Below are 21630 nucleotides of genomic sequence, written 5' to 3'. Positions count from 1 at the left end.
TACTAAAAACATTTCTTGCCCCCGCTGATTATGAAGCACAAGCCGATTTATCGAAAGAGGAAATGGATCGCTTGCTACAAGAACAGCAGATTAAAAACCAATCCTTTGAAATGGAAGAAATAAAAAGCATTGCAGAGCAGTTAGCTTCCGTTATCCAAGCAGTTCAAAGTCCATATGACGAAATTGATTATGGTTATCTCCATAAAAGAATGCAATCTATTACCGTACTTCTCCAAACAATTGAAGTACTATTGAAAGAGAAAACATCCTGAATTTTAGATTGAATATGCCATTGCTCGAAAAGTTTAAAGGTGATTTAACATTGGAATGGGAGATTATCCGTTATACAAAAGATATTGATAATGTTGTTTTTGAACCCGAGGTTATAAACGAGGATGAATTTATGGATATTATGCAGAGGTAGTAAATGATTAATAACTAGAGTCGTTTAGTGGGGCATTGTCCGTAAAGTTGTTTCTAGATGCGTTATAGAGCGTTTTAGAGAGTGTGTTTATGATAAATCTAGCCATTTCAGAGCAAATACATTCGCAGGGGTAGCCTTCCAGGTCTACTAAGACATAGAAACTCGCGCGGATCATGCTCGTATCTATCTCTAAGTATCTCGCTTGTATCTAAAAACGTGCCTACTCGATACCGTATTGATTTTCAGGGCAAAACCATAGCGAGTATGATTGAAAACTTTCAGACCGCTAAACGCATTGCTAGAAAGCACTTGTTAGCAATCTAAAATACAACCAAGAGGGAATTATCCCTTTTGGTATACTTACCAAAGGGGGTAATTCTCATGTTAAAAATTTTAAAATGGATAGTCCTGTTAATCGCTTTGTTGGTAGTCCTAGAAAGTACAGGGTTTCTATTCAATACTTTTATTTTCATGGTATCACCGTTAATGCTGTTTGCGCTTGCGGTTATATTCGTCCCGATCTTCATGATAGGTTTTCTTTCATTCAAAGCGTTCCGTTTTTTTCAGAAAAGACAAGTAGCCTAAATTTAAAGGAGAGATTAATTTGAAATTCAATTATCAAAACGATGGAGATATATTATATGGAGTGGAAACATTTAGATTTAGATTACAAGGGAAAGAAACAGCGGATATTACTTTATTAAACTTATTGGACGATGAACAATATGGTTATGAGATTCAAGTAAATAAAAACATTCTTCCATCATTTGAAACAGTTAGTAGTACCGATTACGAATTATTCCAGTCATTAAAAGTTGAATTTAAACCTTTTTTCAATAGTAAGCAAGAAGCCTTGCAACACGCAATTGATGTTATAAGCGAAGTTGTGACAAAAACACAGGAAGTGTAATATAAAGGGTTGTTCATTTAAGGTATACCCTGTCCAAACACATTCGAATGTAGTAGAATCAAGACATAGAATTGTTCAAACAGGGTTGTTCATTGAATGGAGGGGAATACTTATGATTTTCGGCTATGCTCGTGTCAGTTCGAAAGAACAGAATCTAGAAAGACAGTTGAAGGAACTGAAAGTATTCAGCTGCGATAGAATCTATACAGAAAAACAATCGGGTAAAGACTTTAATCGACCAGTCTACCAAGAGATGAGGGCAAAAATGCGATTTGGCGATGTATTAGTAGTTCATGATCTTAGTAGGTTTGGTAGAAATAAAGAAGAGATACGAGATGAATGGAAATCTCTAATTGACGAGGAAATCGACCTAGTAGTATTGAATATGCCAATTCTTGATACTCGAAAGTATAAAGAGCTTGAAGGAATGGGCCAGTTAGTCTCCGACATAGTTTTCACCTTACTATCATGGATGGTAGATGATGACCGTAAACGGATTCGTACTGCCCAACAAGAAGGTATTGCAATCGCCAAGCAGCAAGGTAAATATCGTGGGGGCAAGAAAAGGTATCATGAAGGTGCTACTGGAAAAGATAAAGTTATTTATGAACGGGTTGTGCAACTACTTTCGGCAAACAGGAGCATCGTAGATATACATCGTGAAGTTGGAATTTCGAGGAATACAATTTATACGATAAAAGCAGATTTATAATCGTGGAATAATTTTAAAAATCAATCCAGGAAAATCACAGCTACTAAAGTAGCGTGTCACTTTTGGAGTTAATTTGCACATATCTCAAGTGCTATTTTGCACCAAAAATAAATAATAAAGCCTAATTTCCCTTTTAAACGCTAGGGAGATTAGGCTTTTGATGTTCAACAATCGCGCCCGATTGTTTAAAAACATCACCATTAACTACCTTTTAACCAACGTATCCGTTTGTTAAAAGGTGGTTAATGGGTCGAACCGTAGTCTCCGAAATATCCGTGTTGTGGCACCCATAATAATTATAGTTAAATTATTCTCTGGCCCTCAGTCCGAAACCAGCTACGGGATAATAAGTTAGAATCATGTCAGTTTTATCAGCTTGCATAAATCCTCCACCTATCAAACCATTACTTTTCATTATTTTTTTAAGCTTGTTTAGATTTTCCTCTGAACCCCCGAATATCCAATTACTTAATGGGTCTGGAATATCTCCAATGTTTGATGCATAAATACCAGGTATCCATTTTTTGAATAGTGCATCCTCTGATGATGTAGTTGGAGTTTTTAATGTTTCTTCCAAACTTAAAACATGGGACAAATACCCAATGTATAGGATTTGCTTAATATTGTGTGCTAATTCTATTACCTCTTCCTCAGAGATCTTTGTTATTTGTTTTCTAAAATAACCCCCGAATCGTGGAATGTCGTCACTCATTCTTCCAATACCTCGCGTTCCAGCGGTTCGAATATCAAGTTCGGCATTTATATATTCATCCATACAATAGTTAATCTTTTTATAATTACATATTTCACTGAATTGCTCAAATCTTTCAAAATAAGGCCCGACGTACTCTTCTGAAATAATTTCCTTTAAAGCTTTCATTGAATTTACTAGATACTCTTCTCCCATTTTGCCACCCCAATAAGTTAATTTTACTTCTATAGTTATATATTCCACTACCTAACTTGTAATCCCTTTACTCGACAAATTGGCCCGTTTGCTGAACTTTGGTATTCAGCATATCAATTAAATTGTATCAAACATTTTTATAAATTATCGGACTTTATACGAAATAATCAAACTTTAATCTAAATCCAGACATCCTTACTTTTGGCTCTAATATATGACTCAATAGCATTCCTACTCTAACAACTTTTAAGTTAAGGTATCAAAACTCAAAAGTTGTGGCACCACTCTCTGACTTACCTTAAGGCAAAGTGCAATAAAATCAACGAGACTAATGTAACTTTTTATGTATTATGTTACATTGGTCAAATTAAAAGGACATCTATTATTTACCAATCTGCTATAATTTAAGAAAACGAAATATTCGGAGATGATTCCAATGGAGGATATACAAATAGAATTGAGAAAATGGCTATCTAATCACTGTGGGAACGTTCAAAAATACGAAGATCGAGTCCGAACACTAATTCGCCAAGATAAAAATTTAATTAGGGACATAAATACTACCTATTCATCCCGAGATATTGTAAGTATCCAAAAAAGGATTGAAGGCTTTCTTAAAGAAGAACAAGTATTTATAAAAACCTGTAAAAAATGTAAAAAGGTAACTTATATTTCTGGTCCTTATAAACCTGACGAAATAATCTCTGACAGGAAATGTAAAAAGTGTAGTCATTGGCTTTTCGGAAAAAAAGCCGAACCCCAAGAATTCAAAGAAAAAGTTGACAGCACTCTGGTAATAAAAAAATGTCTCTATTGCAACAACCCCGTATTGCCTCCAAATACTGTAACTTGTTATTCACACAATAACGTAAGTTTTGAATATTAAGGGGGCATTTCTTCGAATTTTAAATTTATGTTTATAACTTGTCTGTCATTTACAACAATGCTGATAATGCCGGTCGCGATGACAAGGAGAAATGGCTGTGTATATGTGGGTAAGTTATCGATTGTTAGTCAAGTAGATTTTTTACCTATTTACGTCTACAACACAACATGTTAGGGTATACAGAGAGATTGAGACACTACATATAGTGTTGACGTTCGAATTGACCGATAATTCTAGTAGTGAAGAAAAGGAACCGGGCGTTATCTTGGAATAAGTGCATCAGAATGGATGAAAGCGATGATTCTAGAAACGTCAGCATTCTTTTAGAAGTATTCAATCTAGAATGTGTTCGCTGTTCCGGAAAAGTATGATTGCTTGTTTCAATGTAGTAGAATAAGTAATAACACCGACACAAGATGTAAAATAATTGACTATCCTTTTTACTTACTGCCAAAAGTCGGTTAGAATTAAGGGAGTAGTTCAGAATCTTCAACAACTTTTAGTGGGGCTGTGCAGTCAAAAAAAGACATAAAAAAAGACCACCAGAGTATCAGTACTCAGATGAATCTTTTTGTGGGTGTCTTAAAATTTGACAAGGCAAAAAATCCCTGCTATTCTATAAGTTGTATAGTTAAGTACAAGCTGGTCTCTACACCAGTTTGCTACTATGCTAACCACAATTGAATAGGGGGTGGATGAGTGTGAACAATAACAATGCGGAAAATACAGGAAATAACAAATCTCCGATTGATTTAGACATGCTACTAAAAATTGGCACATTTTTAGTGGTTTTCACTGGACTTATTATCGTAATTGTAAAGTAAAAGTCTATTTCTTTATTTGACGGTCGGTCTTCTTGACGGCCGTCTCTTTTTTTTATCTTTATATTTCATATTGTAATTAAATAACCATCAAAGGTATACCTGTCAAATAAAATGAAAACAACTGAGTGATTATACTTGAACACTAAAGCCTTGTCAAACCTATTTTTCATCTAAGACAACTATAACAATTATGAGTAGGGATTGTCAATACCTAACTGTTAAAGATGTCAACCTCATTTAACACTATGTCACGCCTATTTAATACCGTGTCACACCATTCAGGTCCATCCCAGGCTATCTAAAGCAATCTTGTTAACATTTCCCCAACTCTCAGATGAATATACCTAAACTGCCCATTATCCTATGGTTGGTTACCTCGCAAATATTCTCCCACTGCATCATAATCAATTTTGAACTCTCTTTCTGATATATCGTTTTCCTCCTTATAGTCCTGTACTGCCAAACCAACTTGAAGGGCTTCCATAGGTGACATTGCCGATGTATCAACCTCTACAGCACCCTCAGCAATTCCCTCAATATCATAGTTTGTCATTCCGCTGCCCCTTCCAGTTTACGAATATTCGGGGCATTTGACCAATATCAGCAATGGAACGGATCAATTCATAAGCAGATTGGGAATGCCGTTCCTTGTTTATTGGAAAAAGCTGTTTCAAGTCCAATATCTGACTTCCTTACAGAACATTACATTTCTAACGAGAATAAAAAGCAACTTAATCTTGTATGAATTCACTTAATCACCTTAGAAATAGGGTGATTCTTTTATTATCATGATTTATTTTTGACAGTGAAATCAGAAGAAAGTAAGCAAGAAAGCTGTATTTTCGGGGGGAATCTGCACTATTTATTTTCAGTTATGACACCCGAACTAAAAAAATATTTTAAATCTCCGCAATAGCACTCCTAAGAACGATATCTCTAATAAGGGGATATTTTTTCAGGAGTCAACTTACCTCCTCTTCGTTTTATTTATATAAGTCCAAAAAAGGACTTACCTATTTCTCTGACAATAGAGGATAGAAGATAAAGGAGGAAATGAATATGAAAGATGTTTTTGTAGGTATCGGAATAGCTGTATTGATTGCGTTTGTATTTGTATTATGGGGTCCCGAGATTACTACACTAGGGAAAATTATGAGGGAGAACCCATTTGAATCTTTTATGATAATAGGGGTAGGGATCTTAATATCCATTTCTTTATACGGTACTTTTTTTAAGAGGGTTTCTTAACAGCCGTGTACTATGTACAACCCCGTGTGGTGGTGTGTGGCAGGACAATGCACCGACTACACCCAAATGAGGATCAACAGCATACGGGGTGCCACAGACAGCCGTATATAGGGGCATATAACAACACACCACAGCAGCGAGACAAGAAGAAGAGGCAAGAGAACGCGAGAGACTATCACAACTCAACACCTAATCGCTGTACAGGGGAAAGGGTGGTTCAGCATTTCGGCATTTATCAGTAAACAAAAGTCGCTTAAATAAATACGCCCATTTTTTCAAAGCTTTTTGGGGAATGGTCTTTTTCCGTTCGAAATTATATCACGAAAACAGTGAAATAATATCCATTATTATACCATTATTCTGGAAAGGAGGTGTGCCATGCTTCGCTAATATTAAATGCCCATTCAATATTAGTCGCATTAAAAAAGTTCAAGCCCAGATAATACCGGTAAGAATCCCTTTGTACAGGGGTTGAGAGCGTTTAATTTGACCTTTGTAAGCTATACATTATATATTGGAGGTGTACCTAATGAATTGGTTTCACATCGTGGTTTGGATCATTTTAACACTATGCAAATGTAAGTGAACGGTGGAATAATATCCATTATCATACCATTATGACCTTCTTCGTTTAGCCCCGTACAATTCATCAAAACAGTTCAAATACTCCGGTTCTCGCACATTCATAGCTTCCTGTTTCTGCTTCTCAATCTGCTTTGACAGCTTCATGTATTCGCGGATAATACCAATATTTATTCCCTTTCTAGTTGCTATTTGTTCAGCTGTTAACCCCTCCGTAATCAATTGGTCCAACTTTAACACCAATTGTTTTTAGTGTAAGCAAAAATGTATCCTAGGGGTACACTCCAATGATACAAAAAAATCGGCTTACTCTTTTTTTTTGAACATTAATGCTGTTGCTTGATAATAAAACCCTTATTGATATTTATTTGTTCGGAATAAATTATTTCTTTGATACTCAATGAGTATTACGTAAGTTTTTTTACATAAAAAAGGAATGAATCCATCCTAATGCAAGCACAAGACCAATAAGTTAGGTCTGTACATGCGTTAGGATGTTGGATCACATTCCTTTAATCAAACATATTTTATTCTTCTATTTCTATCGGAGGCAGACTATTCACTAAGTCTACGGTCTGAACTGATAAATTAATAATTCTTAGCAATAAATTGAAGATATACTTTTCGTCTTCTGAATAAAGGTTAGGATCGTCTACAATACCTGAGTTTTTATCAGTTTTCACTTGGTACTGGTTTATAATCCATTCGATCGCAGGTCTACCATTCACAATATATTCATATGCCTTTTTAGGAATATTGGTAATAGTAATATCAGAGTTAAATATAATGGTTTCTTTTAAATCCTTTTTAGGGAATTTCATCTTTTTGACTTTATAAGAAGGATTCGATAACTTATACTTAATCTCAAGTTCATCATACAGTGGTACACTTTCATAATTCAAATGAAGTTCAACTAGTTTTCTTCCTACTCTAACAAATTCCTCTTTATTTTTTAAAATAGGTATCCTAGGCAAGTCTTTTTTCAAATCATTATCATATTTCTCTTTATATTCATTTGAATTTAGTACTCCGTATACATAATAAAATACATCTTCCAAATCCAAATCTAATTTTCCTGCAATTTTTTCAGAAATGTTACTGTTCTCTTTGAACAAAACATTTGTAGCGTTATTAAATTCATAAAATCCTTGACCTGAATCCTGTAAATGTAGATTTGGGATACAATCTGTTACTAGAGCAGAAAAAGGTCTACGAGCACCAACGCCTGTAATTACAATGATTCTATTATTTTCCCCCATTATCTCTTTAAATCGCCCAGGCATTTCAATAATATTTCTGTTATAAAACAACCATCTTTTGGAGAAAGGTCTATAACTACTTAAAATTAAATTATCACTTTCAAGTTCAATATTTTGATTTTTCAATAATAGATTATTCAATCCTCTTGTCCACTTAATAAAACTTCCATTAAGGTTTCTAGCAGCAAGTTTTTCATCATTAGTATATTTAGAAAGTTTCTCTACTTCAGAATTGAAATTTTTAATCATTGTCGTAGCGTATTTAATTACATTCTTTTTGTTAAAACCATATACCCAATCATCCCTATTTGTGCTTACACCTATTACCTTATCATTAAAATACTCTATCACCGAAGGATATTTGTCGTAATCAACGTCGCGTTGATTTATCCAATCACCATTATCATCAGGTGTAATCTGTCTCCATTCAATATGTTTTACCGATTCATTATTCTTTAGCATTTCTAATTTATCTTTAGCAGATAAATATTCCCCAATATCATAATAATTAATGTTGTGTTCATCGGAAGAGTCTTTAACTAATAAACAAATGGCTACACCAGTAACTATATTGAAAACATTTCCTCCTTCTTTCTTAGCATCCTCTCCTAATCTCCCATTAGTACCTCCTCTAAGATTAATAATATAACTATGGTTAAATTCATTATATAAAGTTTTTCTTATCCCATCTGATGATGTTTTATCAATATATCCATTTGCTGTAATAAATGCAATTACTCCCTTATCTGCAATCCTATCAGTTGCCCACCGTATAGCTTTCATATAAGAATTATAATTAGACTTTTTAAGAGAGGATGAAGAATTTATTGCATATGTTTGGTCAATTCTCTTCTCTAAATAAGGATACTTTATATTTAAATTATTATCATTTGCATTTGTTTGCCCAACAGAATAAGGTGGATTACCAATTATCGCGAAAATAGGCTCTTGTTGTTGCTTCTTTAATCGTTCATTATTTTCATCAAATAATTCACTAATGAAGGAATCTTTCTCCTCTGTACTTTCAAAGGTGTCTGTGAGAACAATACCCTCAAACGGAATATACTCGCCTCCATGAATACTATGGAACGTTTCCTCAATATTAATTGCTGCAATATAATAACTTAATAGTACAATTTCATTTGCATGTATTTCTTGTGTATACTTACGCAATAAATCTTCTTTTGAAATTAATCCACTTTGTAATAAACGAGTTACAAATGTTCCAGTGCCTGTAAACGGATCAAGTACATGTATGCCTTTACTCGCTAATGATTTCCCGAAATGTTTTTTCAGTACATCATCAACTGAGTGAATGATAAAATCAACAACTTCTACAGGTGTGAAGACTATCCCCAACCGCTCTGTTGTTTCCTTAAAAGCAACTTTAAAGAACTTTTCGTACAGTTGAATGATGATATCTTGTTTTGCCTTTAAGTTATCAATACCTTCAGCACGTATACGCACACTTTCATAGAAGGAATCTAGTCGTTCTTGTTCTTTCATAAGCCCCTGCTCGTCTAGTACTTCCAAGATAGACTCAATCGACTTAGATACCGGATTATTATTTACAAAGCTATACGAATCAAACAATGCTTCAAATACTGGTTTTGTAATTAAATGCTGAGCTAACATTTCAATCGCCTGTTCCTCAGTAATTGAATTATTGATATTATGACGCAAGCTTTTAACAAATTTCATAAATTCCATATAAGCCTTACTATCTTTGTCTTCTAGCATCACTCGAATACGCATCATATGTTGTTGTGCAATTTCAGCAACGTCTTTTGACCAATCTTCCCAATAACGCACATTCCCAACTTTACGAACAATTTTCCCATATATGGCACGTTCTAGATCGGATAAATCTCCTTCTGTAAGCATCAATGATAATTGATCAACTTGTTGTTTTAACACCCCGTCCTCTGGAGCATCACCAACACCAATAATTTGAATCTGGTCAGGTTTTTTATTATTTAGTTCCAGCTTATTGATCGAGGCATCGAAACGCTCGTCCAAGGAACGCAAAGCGTTTAATACTTCCCAAACAACCCGGTACTTCTCATTGTTGTCCAGTAGGCTATTTACATCACTGCCTGCTGGCACACCGATTGGCAAGATAACATAGCCATAATCTTTCCCGTCTACTTTACGCATAACTCGTCCAACTGCCTGAGCAATATCAATTTTAGATTTCCTTGGCTTTAGGAACATTATGGCATCCAGGTCAGGGACATCTACTCCTTCTGTTAAAAAGCGCGCATTTGATAAAATCCGGCAAGTATTATCTGGAACATCGCCTTTCAACCAAGAGATTTTTTTGTTCTTTTCAAGCGCATTCATTGAACCATCTGCATGATCAATCTCCACGCTGTATTGATTATCGTCTTCAGAATCTATATTCAAATATTGATCAACAACATGTGAGAACATATCCGTGATTAATTTGGATTCTCGAATTGTGCCTGTGAAGGAAATAGCACGCTTCATTGGCGCTCCAAGCGCTACATCTGAATCACTCTTTCTTCGCACTAATCCATTCCAGCAACCAATAATTTTCGTTATATCATCGAACTCTAATTCTGAATCTTTGTTTGCAAGCATCTGCTGGAAACGACGAGCAACCATTTCCTCATCAACGGCTAACACCATTACCTTATAGTCTGTTAAAATACCATTTCTTATAGCCTCACCAAATCCAATGCGGAACAATTCTTCTCCATACAGTTCAGGATTGTCCATGTCTGCAATGACAACAGACATTTCCACTGCTTTTTGTACAGCTGCATCACCATATACGCGAGGTGTAGCGGTTTGATATAAGCGTTTTTCTGTTTTAATATTGTGATCATAATGGACTTTGGTAAAGCTACTGTCTTCTTTCCCCTGCTCAGTTGCACCAGTAGTGCGGTGAGCTTCATCGCAGACAACTAAGTCAAATTCATAGAAACCATTTTTTTGCGCCTCAATAATAACATCGATTGAATGGTAAGTAGAAAAAACCGTCAAGAAATCACCAGGCGCATCGTTACTCTCTATCTTATTTTGATATTCAAGCAACTTCTCATAGTTGGTTGTTGCTGGATAGCCTATATCAGCTGCAGCGATATCTTCAATTTTTGTGTTGCCTTGTGTTTTTGTAACTTTACGGTCAGAACAAACAGCAATGGAGTCCATTTGAAAATTCGAATCCGCATTCCATCCAAGCAAAGTCTGAGAAAGCAATTGAATACTAGGAACTAAGTAGAGGACTCTAAAAATCCCATCTTTTTTGGCAGCCAATTCCTCCGCAATAGCCATAGAGGTATAGGTCTTTCCTGTTCCTGGCGCCATAATCATTTTCCCTCTGGAAACTGTTTTAAAAGCTTCTACAACTGCTTCAATTGCTGGTACTTGATGGGGCCTTGGTGTTTTCTTAGCATGTAACTTCACTTCAGTTGGGTTGCTAAACGAATAAGAGGACCAGTCAATCTGGCTCTCATAAAAATGGGATAAACCGATACGTTGAATATCCTTGTCACGATTGCCTAGTGCTTCTTCAGCATTTACGCTCCACTTATCAGTAGTAGCAATAACAATTCCCTTTGAATAGTAGCTCTTCCCGACCTCGTTTAAAAAGGAATCAATATCATCTTTGTAGATTTTCGTCTCTTTTGAATAGAATTTACATTGAATTGCAACTAGATCTCCTGTTTCTCGTTCTCTTGCTACCAAATCTACGCCAGTATCCTTTTTAGGGATATTATATTCATCTGGTACATCACTTAGTGTCCATACTATATCAAACAAGCGGGCATACGCTGGCTCTTTTCGAAAAAAAGGAATCACTAGTAACTCAAATAGAGTACCCCGATCCCGTTGTGTACGTTCTTCTTTATCTATTTCTTCCAATAGCGAAATGAAACTTTTATAGTTATTTGTCGTCGTCATCTTCTTCACCATCCATAATTGTTATTTATCGAGAAAAATAATCTTTCTGTTATAGCAGAACGATATCGGGCTGCTTTGAACCCTTACGCTAGTTTCCTAAAATTTCAATGCATCAATTGTAACATTATCATTTTTATTATGGGCATTCCCGTAATGTCGCAACATATTAATTGTTGAAAATGTAATATTATTTTGGGTATAACCAGTATGAACTTGAATTGCAATCTAGGGCTAAATCAATAAAATAAAAGTAATTGGAGTGATAGGAAAGAGATATCAAAGTTACTGTTTTAAATAAGGGGCTGGTTGAAGACACCAACTGAACGACTAATCTTTAATGACATGTAGGCCTTTGCAGAGTTTGAAAGGGATACGATCGTCGAACTGAAAGGCCATGACTTTAAAGAAAGTAGCCTGGAAAGTTTACTAAAAAGCACTTAGAATATACAATGGTAACAATTCGTAGTAGTCAGATTGAGGAGCAAATTGGTATATCCAAAGTGCATTAATTAGGGCGAAACGGCATCACATATTTCAAGGAAAACAGACCTTTCGAGAAACACCATTTATAAAATCAAAAACAGTTACGAAGAAGAAATAAAAGAAATTTAAAAAGAGCAGCGAACTGAAAAACGTTCGTTGCTCTTTTTAAACCAAGCAATAAAAAAGACGAACCCTTATGAGAAGGTTCGTCTGTACCCCGATTTATAAAACCAAGGGCGATAACACTTTCAATTATAACAAATTTACTGGTGTATTGCTAATCTTTATTCTTTAATTGATTCGTTAATCTGTTTGATTCGGTTGTTAATTGTCTCAATTTCTTTGTTCTTTTCGTCACGCTGTTTAGCTAAAGATTTCTTTTTATCATCGCCTTTTTCTGACTTGATTTGTTCGTTCAAACTTTTGACTTCTGCTTTTAATTTGTCGAGTTCATCAGTGATTTTTCTCTTTTCAGTGAAAGTAGTTGAATAACGCTCATTGAAAGTTAAAAGGTTTTCATAGCTGTCTCGATCATCTTCTTTAATGCTATCCATGAACGATCTTAATTCATCAATCTGATTGTTCATTGCAAAGGCTTCTACGAGCTTTTTCGCTCGTCTTTCGTTGTAGTGAATATCTTTATTATCGAGAACTACTTGATATTGGTTTTTCAAACTCGCAACGTCAAAGGCAATTACTTTATTATCATCAAATGATGTTTTTAATTTCTCCAATTCTTCCAAACCGTTTTCTTGTGTTGCTAGGTGTGCTCCAACTTTATAGCTGGCTTCATTATCTGTTGCAACTGCTTTTGAAAATTGTTTCTGTTCAATCAACCAGTCAATCAAGACCGCTTTATCTTTTTTGGAGAGATTTTCATATCCGATACCTTCTAAAATTCCATAGGCATTATTAATATTTTCTTCTCCACCGTTAATATAGCTACGGTATGCTTCAATTACTTTTTTCTGCTGTTTAGCTTCAGCTTCTTGTTTAGCAACTTCGCCAATTTCATTGTCTTGTGCTTGTGTACCATTGACTGTAACCGAATAAATCAAAAATACCAATCCGAAAGCAACAATCGTTCCGACCATTCCTTTTGGTGAAGTAATTTTATCCAATAACCCTTTTTTCGGTTTGTCATTTTCAGTAGTAGCACTCAACTGTTTTTTCATCTGTTCTTCAGGAGTTAGTTCTTTTTTAGGTTTATTAAACTTGCTTCGGAACTGACTAAATTTATTGTTTTTCTGTCGTTCCAACATTTCTTCTTCTAACTTCGCTTTTTCATATTCAATTTCACTTTCACACGCTTCTATTAAACTACTAATTTCTCCAACGCTGTTCGCGCGTAATAAATCTTCTGCAAAACGAATCACAATTTCTTCTTGCTCGATGAAATCTGCGCGTTTCGGTTTCCCTAAAATACGATTTAACTTTGTTAAAGATAACAGCAAAATCTGTTTTAATCCGTCTAGGGCAGAATCCTTTTTATAAACCTCAAACCCCTCGAAATAGAATAATAGTGCTTTCACACGTTTTTCATTCAGATCCACCACAAAGTTATTTTTCTCCCATAACACACCTTCAACACTCGCAATTTCAACCATCGTTTTGAAGTAGTTTAATTTGTTTTCAAAGGGAACCTGTTGCAAGTGGTGAAAATCAACGCTTTCGGATAAATCAAAAGACATTTGCAAACGGTCACGAACTAGGCTCATGTGGTTTGCGTACAAAAATGTATCTACATACCCCAATTCTTTAATTCGGTTTTGATAATTTTCCTCTAAAACTTCAACATCATCATTTTTCAAACGAATGAGTGGGATTGAAAAGACACCTTCATTTTTCTTGAAATCAATTTCACCATATCGGTTTAAGTTTTTAATCATTTGTTATCGCTCCTTAAATTGAATTTATTAAAACTTCAACAAATCTTCTAGGGATTCTTCTTTCTTTTCTTCCTGTACGTCAGACTTGACTGGTGCTTCTTCCTGTACGTCAGACTCAACTGGTGCTTCTTCCTGTACGTCAGACTCAACTGGTGCTTCTTCCTGTACGTCAGACTCAACTGGTGCTTCTTCCTGTACGTCTAGTGAGTTGTAAATCGCTTCTATCTCGTCCAGTTGATTTGATATAGTCTCAACGGCAGCTACATTTAATTTTTCCTGTTTTTTCTCTTTTTCGATGGCTAGATCACTTCGATAGTTCTCAAAGATATTTACTAAACCATCGTCAATTGCTCCTTCAAAGTTCATCGGTTCATCGGTATACCCTAGTGAGTTGCGGATATTGAGATAATTCAACTCTCTATTCTTATCAGTTAATAAGTTAGGATACACAAGGTATTGCCATGCTTTATTGATATACAACGGTGGTAGCCCTGCTAAAAGTAAATAAGCTTTATCATCATCTAACTGCATTAAATCATCGGGTGTCACTAAATCTTTTGATTCGTATTGAGTGTTCGTACTTGTCGTTTTACCGTTTTTGCTTTGAGATGATGATTTTGCTGTATAACTAATTGTCGTTTTACCAAACCACTTACTCCAATATTCCGCTGATTGCTGTTCCCCAACTTTTAGAATTAGCTTTACCGAGTGATTCGATAAAATGGATTGAGTTTGCTCTTTACCGTACAGTTTCTTTTCTTCTAATTGAGTTATGTTTTGAACAATCGTGTGCATATACATTCGATAACCACGACATAAAGCTAGTGTTTCTTGATAACCGTCTACTCGTCCGATGTTCGGAAACTCGTCTAATAAAAAATGTACTGGTGTCTTTAATCGACCTAATGGATCTTTATCTCCAATAGCGAAAAATTCATCTATCATCTGTCCGATGAAAACACTGGTTAACGCTTTATAAGGGTTTGTTGGTGCTGAAATTTTTACATATATAATCGCTTTTTCTTCAACGAAATCATTGAATTTGAAATCACTGGTTTCTGTCATTTTTTTAATTCGATTAAAGTTAAATATTGAAGTGATACTATCAAAACTTGATAAGACAGAAGCACGAGTATTTTCAGAAGTTAAGGTGCTTAACACACTTTGCATTAACTTTTTTGAAGGTTGACTATCAGACATTTCTTCAAGCCATACATTGCATTTTTTCATATCCGTAACGTGTTCTTGATAGACTTCTTGAACTTTCGCCATGTTCGCCTGTTCCGCAGGAAATTCGCTTTTCACGTAACTAATCAGGGCCGCTAAAAGTTTACTTGCCCTTTCAGTGAAGAAACTTTCGTCTGCACCGCTGTTACTGGTAATGATTGAAGATATTTTTTGTGCATCTTCATCATTGCGTACATAATCTAATGGATTGTATCGAGAGTATTCAAAGTTTCTGAAATCTACGTTATAAACTTTATAGCCTTGATCTATCTTTAATTGAGCGGTTAAAGAGAAGTTTTCCCCTTTTGGGTCAATAACGATAATACTTTCGTTTTTGTTATTGATGATGTTATTCAAAACATACGCTTGCCCTTTACCTGCACCACTAGAACCATTGATGAAAATATTTTTTGTTGCAAGTGAAGTTTTATCTCCAACTACTAATATATTTTTAGTATCAGGGGCAATTCCTAAAATGATACCGTCCGTTAAATTCATTGTTTTTTTTAATGACCCATATTTTTGATTAGACACAAGCACTTTGTCATTCATAATTTTGTCGGGATTGCCAAACTTCGCATTACCCTTCACCCCAAAAGCAGAAGCGTCCGAATACTCATGAACGAAAATTGATTTTCGCATTGCGTACATTAACACCATGAAAATTACTAAGGGAATCAAGATAACCATAATCTTATAATCTTCATTCATATAGAAAGAATTGAATACCTCTTTCGGCATTTGAAGCGTTTCGGTAAATTCTTTTTTGCTCATAAACTTATACAGATAGGCTAAGAGGACATATGAGAAAGCCAATGACGATAAAAACATAATTAGGGTTATCGCCAACCACCCTTTTTTCAACTTATCCATAACGTGTTATCACCCCTTTGAATCATTTATTTCTTTCAATAAAACCTGACAGCATTTCTGATAATTCTCCTTCCAAATAATCATCTACCCGAAGTTTGTCTTTCACTTCACCGTTTCTTATAGCGTGAATATAGTAGGTTTCTACCCCAGTTCCTTTAATGCGTTTGTCGAAGTCCTCCGGTTTTTCATAATCTCCTTCGGTTTTCCTACCAGTTGCGTTTTTATCGCTATCAATAAAATAATTGATTGTTGTTTTGCTCTTTTCAGCTGAACTTTTCATGTACGTTTTGTATGGTTCAGCACTATCATGGTTATCCATGTAGAATAGAAAACTTGTTTTTGAATCTAATATCTTAATAGCTTCATCTTCATTGACTTGTTTGAATTCCGCTTTGCTACCACATGCCGATAAAATTAAAAGCAACGACATAATAGAAACCAAACCATAAAGCTTTTTCATATAATCACTCCTGTTTTTATATTTTTGAGTGGTGCAAGATCATAAATGAACTTGCACCACTCACACTTCTATTTTCTTAATATCGTTGTAGTAACTGCTTTTGCTCCACCTGTTACCGCACGTCCACTTCCTGAACTGTTACCGAAGTCTTTTAATAGTGCAGGTATCGACATTCCAACAATCAGAAATGTTAGAGCGAGTACCTTATCGAAAATTGAATCGAAAACTCCGATATTCCCATCTAAGAAAGCGATACGAGAAGCAAAAGACAAAGCAAGAACAACGGATAACCCTTGCAAAGCGAGGGTTAAGAAACGAGCAATAAGCGTTTTCAACCAAAGTGAGAACATATTGTAATCATCATTTACCATCGTTGTGACCGCAACTGGCCCAGCGACGTATAAAATGCCGACCAATGCAAAGCTATAAACCATTTGGAAGAAAAGCACTGCTAACAGAATCGCAAAGAGTAGAATCAGAATCACAAATATGGTTCCGTTTGGAGTTAAAAGCATATTCAACATAATATTTTGAGTAACTTCTTGTGAATTTGAAATGTAATTGAATATCCCGAAGTTTACTCGATATTGAATATTTAGGATCGCAGAGAAAAACTTTTCGTAACCGAATAACAAAGCACTAGCAAAAATCAATTTCAATATCTTTTCATTTAAAACTCCTGATGTATCAGAGTGGTTCGTCATTCTGTATGAGTAGATTTTGAGTAACTGGAAGATGATGAATACCCCAAGTAACGCAGTCGTAAATGTTTTAAATGCGGTCTTGAATTGGTTCAATGTTGAATCGTTCAAGATTTCTTCCGGTGCAATCGCTAGTTTTTCGAGTGGCGATAAGAGCGCACTCACAATTGAAGTTCCTGTTACATAGCCAAAGTTGATAATGTGACACAGAATATCGAACTTACCACAGGTAAATTCACCTTCTTGATAATCGTACTTTTCCATTAGCTTGTAATACTGTTTACCGCCTGGAACTGCTTCTTTCCATTCTTCAAATTCCGTTTTATAAGCTTTCAAAAACTCCCCTTTTCCTTCGGGAATTTCCTTTAAGTTATAGGTTTCTAATTCTTTTTTTTCTGTTTGAATTTCTGATTCGATTTCACTTCCCGACTTATCAAATTCAGAATCTACACCATTCAAACCATTTGCTAGAACCGTAGAACTAAACAGAAAGAACAGGGTTAATGAAAAGGCAGATAATAAAATAACTCTTAGCTTATTCATGTGTTATCGCCCCTTTAATTTTTGACTAGCACAATCAAATAGATTGCGACTAGTCCAACAGCAAAAGAATATATCGTGAATAACTGAAACTTGTAATTCTTTACCGCTTCTTCACTAAGTTCTTTTTCTGTTCGTTCAAAATACAGAGTTTTTCTTTTCTCGATTGGCTCAATAAAGAGTTTTGATTCCAGCCATTTCATTACTTTAAGAAGCATAACTATCTCCCAACTGCACTTCTTTAAAGTCAGTAACGAACCAATCTCCTTCCATATCTTTCAGTTCGATCATGACTACTTTTTGAATTTTTTGGACTGTATCTTTGTATGCGTACTCATAATCGAATGTAACAACAGCATGATAAATCTTTTCACCAACGTATTTCCCATATACATCAACCGATTGAACTTTTTTTGTTACTACATCAGAACCTGGTTGCGGTTCAGTCGGAATTTCTTCACCAATTAACTGAACTAACACTTCTTTCGATACCGAATTTTTAATTTTGTTGTATAACTCATACGGATCATTCGATTCATAAGTATTAGTCACGAACCAAGTTAAATCTTTATCGAATGTATCTGTATTCTCTTTTATTTCATCTACTTTTTCTTGCTCCTTAATTTCTTTTTCTAAATCTGCAACTCGTTCATCTTGTTCAGATAAACTCGTTTCTGATTTATTCAATTGAGAATTTTTCATCATCACAGCAAGAAACAAAACCAATATAATTACAATGAAAATCAGTTTGTTGTATTTTTCCCATAAATTATTCATGCGTTATCGCTCCTTATTTTTGGAAATATGGATAAGGGTCAATTTGATTCCCCCACATACCACCAACATTAATTTCAAAGTGCAAGTGAGCACCACTTGAAACACCAGTCGAACCACATACACCGATTTGTTCTCCTTGTTCCACCTCGTCACCGTTTGACACTGTTAAACTGCTCATATGTCCGTAGGTTGTGTAAATATCATCACCATGTAGGACAACCACAGCATTTCCTAGCCCCCCTGCTGTTCCTGCATGAGTAACAACACCCGATTTAACAGTGTGTATAGGGCTAACCCCAAGAGTACAATCTAAGTCCTGTCCTTTATGGTTTGTTGAAGCACCCTCTATTGGGCTATCACGTCCACCAAAGCCACTCGTTAAGACCATTGGGGAAACAGGAGCAACAAAATCACCAAAGTTTTCTAAATCGCCAACCATATTTCCATCACTTACATATGCCATAACCTTTCCAACATAAGTGAAATCACCGTAACAGTAAGGGTAACGGAAGTTTTCAGTATTACCGTTACAGTTATAAGAAGGGTCTTTTTGAACCTGTATCATAGAAAAATCTTTTGCTAAGTCCTCACTATGTTCTCCACCATTGGAAGCGATAAAGTCCATATAAGCACCACCGAAATTATAGGATTGAATCATAGTCTGAATATCGACACCTAAACTTTCACCTTTTGCGAGAACACCTTTGAAATACTTCACCGCTTGATCAATTGATTCTATCGGGTCCGTAATGCACCCGATGTAACCACATTTACTTTCCGAGGATTGAAAAATGTCACCGTTTGAATAGAAAATATCACCTTGCGATTCTTGATTCATAATAGCCAACAATAAAAGTACTTGAGATTCATCTACACCATGCCTTTCCATTGCTTCAAGCACTTCACCTTCCCATTGCATAACGCTTTCAGGGAGTGCCTTGCCACCTATTAAAGCACCGTTTCCGTTACCATCAGAACCACTAATAACACCGATGATAATAATGACTACAAGGGCAATAGCAACAATGACCAAGCCCACCGAAGAAGCCAAAAGTTTTTTTAAGAGTAGGCTACTACCAGTCTTTAAAACTTCTTTTGAGTTGCCCATAAATCACAGCCCCTTATTCTCCAATACCTCATAATTTTTGTTAATCCATAACTCTTTTTCAACATTCGTTAATTCAACTTGTAGTTTAATTTTTCGACTTCCGACAAATAAGAACCCTTTACCTGCTTTTTCATTTCTATCAACCTCTTGAAATTCCAAGTAATCAATATCATCTTCTGAAAAGTCGTAGTGCATTTCTTTATTGACGAACATAACTTCTTTCTTTTGCATTGGAAGAATCAATTGCTGAACCGAAAGTGAAATTACCGCATCACCGTAATTCCTGTTATTATCCTTTGCACTTAAAAAGTCTTGTATTTGTTGCGTTGCTGTTGTGATTCCGCAGTTGAAAGAACGGACAACCTTCATCATTTCATAGAGATATTCCATCGCAACTGTTACTCGTGGATCAGCAATGATATGTGCTTCATCAATGTATAGTTGTGTTGACCTTCTATCGCCTTTCATGATTTCATCACGAAGCGAGGAAAGAAGTAGAAAGTACAATGGTTTTTGAACTCGTGGGTGATTGTAAACACTCATTAAGTCATACGAGATTAAATCGCTTTTCACATCAACATTTGTATAACCGTTAAACAAGTTTGCATATGTGCCTGTTGCATAAGCCTTCAAAGTTTGATGAAACTTAATCAAAATATTGTATTGTTCGGGATTACTTTTTTCTTTTTCTTGAATCACATCATATAAGTCTTTCATCGTTGGAAAATCTGTCGGAACTAATAATCTAACATTCGATTCAATTGTGATTTCTTTTCCGAACCGTTCATCAGCATATAAATCTAGTAGAATTTCCGAAAGAACGTCAGACTGCAAATCGTCCATATCGGAATACATCAGCTGGAACATGGTAATCAAAGTAGAAATTTTGTCGTACAGCGGATTAGATTGAGTAACAATTCCCTCTTGATCTATGAAACTATGTTGTGGTAAATCGAAAGGATTGATAATCGATTCACCTTCTAAGGAGAACTTCACCCATTCGCCTTTCATTTCTTTGAATGGTCTACCAAACTCCCCTTTTGGATCAATGACGATGATTCTATCACCGAACGAATATCTTCTTACCATGTCAGAAAACATAGCGGTTGATTTCCCTGAACCTGTTGAACCAATATAGGTCGCATGTTTGTTTAAATAATTTTTATCGTTAATCATGACAATATTATTTGTCTCGATATTTTTCCCTTTAATAATTCCTTCTTCATCGAAAATCTCGTTTTCGTGAAAAGGAAAGAACATTGCTACTGCTTCACTGTTCATTGCTCGATACGATAAATCATAGACTTTATTTTTTCCGATTGGGAGAAAACTATCGAATGATTCTTTCGCTCTTGTCATTGGGAAAATCAATTTCCCGATACTTGAAGTTACGGTTTTAACTTGTGTACTGACTGCTTCCAATTCTTCCATTGTCGGAGCAACCACATGGATGAGTAATTGGAACATGAACATACGCTCTTTAGTCCGAACTAATTGACGAAGTAGCATTTCCGCACTTTCAATTTGTGCTTTTGAATCTTCCTGAATAGAAGGTGAAAGATTCGGCTCATTTAATTTCGCATTGTTTTGTCGAATGGATCTTGATAGTTCCGCATGGACTTTCGATTTATCGTAAATATTCAAGAATTGAACAATACTGATGTTTTCACTAACCTCACTCAACTCTCGAATATCGCTTTGCTGTAAAAGTGGCTCAAAATCAACACAAATTAAAGTTCTCGTAAAGTTGTTACCGCTTCTCACGAAGTTTTCACCGATTTCAATAGAATCAGGTGCAATTTGGTCTACAATCACATTTGATTCAACCACGCTATCTTCAAATGTAGTTTCTTTTTTTTTCTTAAATAGATTGGAGAAAATTTTCATGTG

The 21630-nt window shown here is 35.3% G+C and carries 19 protein-coding genes; 7 read left to right on the top strand and 12 right to left on the bottom strand.

Features of this window, described 5'->3' with window-relative positions; all coding sequences use genetic code 11:
- From H2672_RS17655 to H2672_RS17640, 4 genes are all read left to right on the top strand, one after another.
- On the top strand, positions 1–272 hold a 272-nt coding region (locus tag H2672_RS17655), incomplete at its 5' end, for a hypothetical protein (RefSeq protein ID WP_186673554.1).
- 533 nt (positions 273–805) lie between these two features.
- Positions 806–1009: a hypothetical protein gene (locus H2672_RS17650; protein ID WP_186673552.1), complete on the top strand. Its 204-nt coding sequence runs from the start codon at positions 806–808 to the stop codon at positions 1007–1009.
- Positions 1010–1028: 19 nt separating this feature from the next.
- The gene (locus H2672_RS17645; RefSeq protein WP_186673550.1) at positions 1029–1334 is read left to right on the top strand and encodes a hypothetical protein; all 306 of its coding nucleotides are present in this window, start codon (positions 1029–1031) and stop codon (positions 1332–1334) included.
- 112 nt (positions 1335–1446) lie between these two features.
- Complete coding sequence (locus tag H2672_RS17640) at positions 1447–2046, top strand: recombinase family protein (RefSeq protein ID WP_186673548.1); 600 nt, start codon at positions 1447–1449, stop codon at positions 2044–2046.
- A gap of 307 nt (positions 2047–2353) precedes the next feature.
- Here H2672_RS17640 and H2672_RS17635 read toward each other — a convergent pair whose 3' ends face one another.
- Positions 2354–2953: a hypothetical protein gene (locus tag H2672_RS17635; RefSeq protein WP_186673546.1), complete on the bottom strand. Its 600-nt coding sequence runs from the start codon at positions 2951–2953 to the stop codon at positions 2354–2356.
- 436 nt (positions 2954–3389) lie between these two features.
- Here H2672_RS17635 and H2672_RS17630 point away from each other — a divergent pair, with 436 nt between their 5' ends.
- Together H2672_RS17630 and H2672_RS19765 are read left to right on the top strand one after the other, a co-directional pair.
- Positions 3390–3839, top strand: coding sequence for a hypothetical protein (locus H2672_RS17630; protein WP_186673544.1), 450 nt, complete (start codon positions 3390–3392; stop codon positions 3837–3839).
- A 701-nt stretch (positions 3840–4540) separates the two neighbouring features.
- A complete protein-coding gene (locus H2672_RS19765; protein WP_255485881.1) occupies positions 4541–4663 on the top strand; it encodes a hypothetical protein in 123 nt (40 codons plus the stop codon).
- Between the two features lie 361 nt (positions 4664–5024).
- Here H2672_RS19765 and H2672_RS17625 read toward each other — a convergent pair whose 3' ends face one another.
- Positions 5025–5216 carry a hypothetical protein gene (locus tag H2672_RS17625; protein ID WP_186673542.1) on the bottom strand — a complete coding sequence of 64 codons (192 nt, stop codon included), beginning with the start codon at positions 5214–5216 and terminating at the stop codon, positions 5025–5027.
- A gap of 506 nt (positions 5217–5722) precedes the next feature.
- Here H2672_RS17625 and H2672_RS17620 point away from each other — a divergent pair.
- The gene (locus H2672_RS17620) at positions 5723–5911 is read left to right on the top strand and encodes a hypothetical protein (RefSeq protein ID WP_186673540.1); all 189 of its coding nucleotides are present in this window, start codon (positions 5723–5725) and stop codon (positions 5909–5911) included.
- 615 nt (positions 5912–6526) lie between these two features.
- Here H2672_RS17620 and H2672_RS17615 read toward each other — a convergent pair.
- The 10 genes from H2672_RS17615 to H2672_RS17570 form a co-directional block, all read right to left on the bottom strand.
- Positions 6527–6724: a hypothetical protein gene (locus H2672_RS17615; RefSeq protein WP_186673538.1), complete on the bottom strand. Its 198-nt coding sequence runs from the start codon at positions 6722–6724 to the stop codon at positions 6527–6529.
- Between the two features lie 296 nt (positions 6725–7020).
- Positions 7021–11682 (bottom strand): DEAD/DEAH box helicase, encoded by a 4662-nt coding sequence (locus tag H2672_RS17610; RefSeq protein ID WP_255485880.1) that lies wholly within the window; start codon positions 11680–11682, stop codon positions 7021–7023.
- A 767-nt stretch (positions 11683–12449) separates the two neighbouring features.
- Entirely contained in the window at positions 12450–14054 is a 1605-nt protein-coding gene (locus H2672_RS17605; protein WP_186673535.1) for a hypothetical protein, read from the bottom strand.
- Between the two features lie 27 nt (positions 14055–14081).
- Positions 14082–16154: a VirD4-like conjugal transfer protein, CD1115 family gene (locus H2672_RS17600; protein WP_186673533.1), complete on the bottom strand. Its 2073-nt coding sequence runs from the start codon at positions 16152–16154 to the stop codon at positions 14082–14084.
- A gap of 22 nt (positions 16155–16176) precedes the next feature.
- Entirely contained in the window at positions 16177–16614 is a 438-nt protein-coding gene (locus H2672_RS17595) for an LptM family lipoprotein (RefSeq protein WP_186673531.1), read from the bottom strand.
- A gap of 68 nt (positions 16615–16682) precedes the next feature.
- Positions 16683–17858 (bottom strand): conjugal transfer protein TrbL family protein, encoded by a 1176-nt coding sequence (locus H2672_RS17590; RefSeq protein ID WP_186673530.1) that lies wholly within the window; start codon positions 17856–17858, stop codon positions 16683–16685.
- Positions 17859–17872: 14 nt separating this feature from the next.
- Entirely contained in the window at positions 17873–18073 is a 201-nt protein-coding gene (locus H2672_RS17585) for a hypothetical protein (RefSeq protein WP_186673528.1), read from the bottom strand.
- Positions 18063–18632, bottom strand: coding sequence for a hypothetical protein (locus tag H2672_RS17580; RefSeq protein ID WP_186673524.1), 570 nt, complete (start codon positions 18630–18632; stop codon positions 18063–18065). Before H2672_RS17580 ends, H2672_RS17585 begins: the two co-directional genes overlap by 11 nt.
- 13 nt (positions 18633–18645) lie before the next feature.
- A complete protein-coding gene (locus H2672_RS17575) occupies positions 18646–19740 on the bottom strand; it encodes a lysozyme family protein (protein WP_186673522.1) in 1095 nt (364 codons plus the stop codon).
- Between the two features lie 3 nt (positions 19741–19743).
- Positions 19744–21627 carry a VirB4 family type IV secretion system protein gene (locus tag H2672_RS17570; RefSeq protein WP_186673519.1) on the bottom strand — a complete coding sequence of 628 codons (1884 nt, stop codon included), beginning with the start codon at positions 21625–21627 and terminating at the stop codon, positions 19744–19746.
- Between the last annotated feature and the right edge of the window lie 3 nt (positions 21628–21630).

This window comes from Sporosarcina sp. BP05 (assembly GCF_014282005.1).
Lineage (GTDB): Bacteria > Bacillota > Bacilli > Bacillales_A > Planococcaceae > Sporosarcina.
The sequence above is the reverse complement of the archived record's forward strand: the minus strand, read 5'-3'. Positions and strand labels throughout refer to the sequence as shown.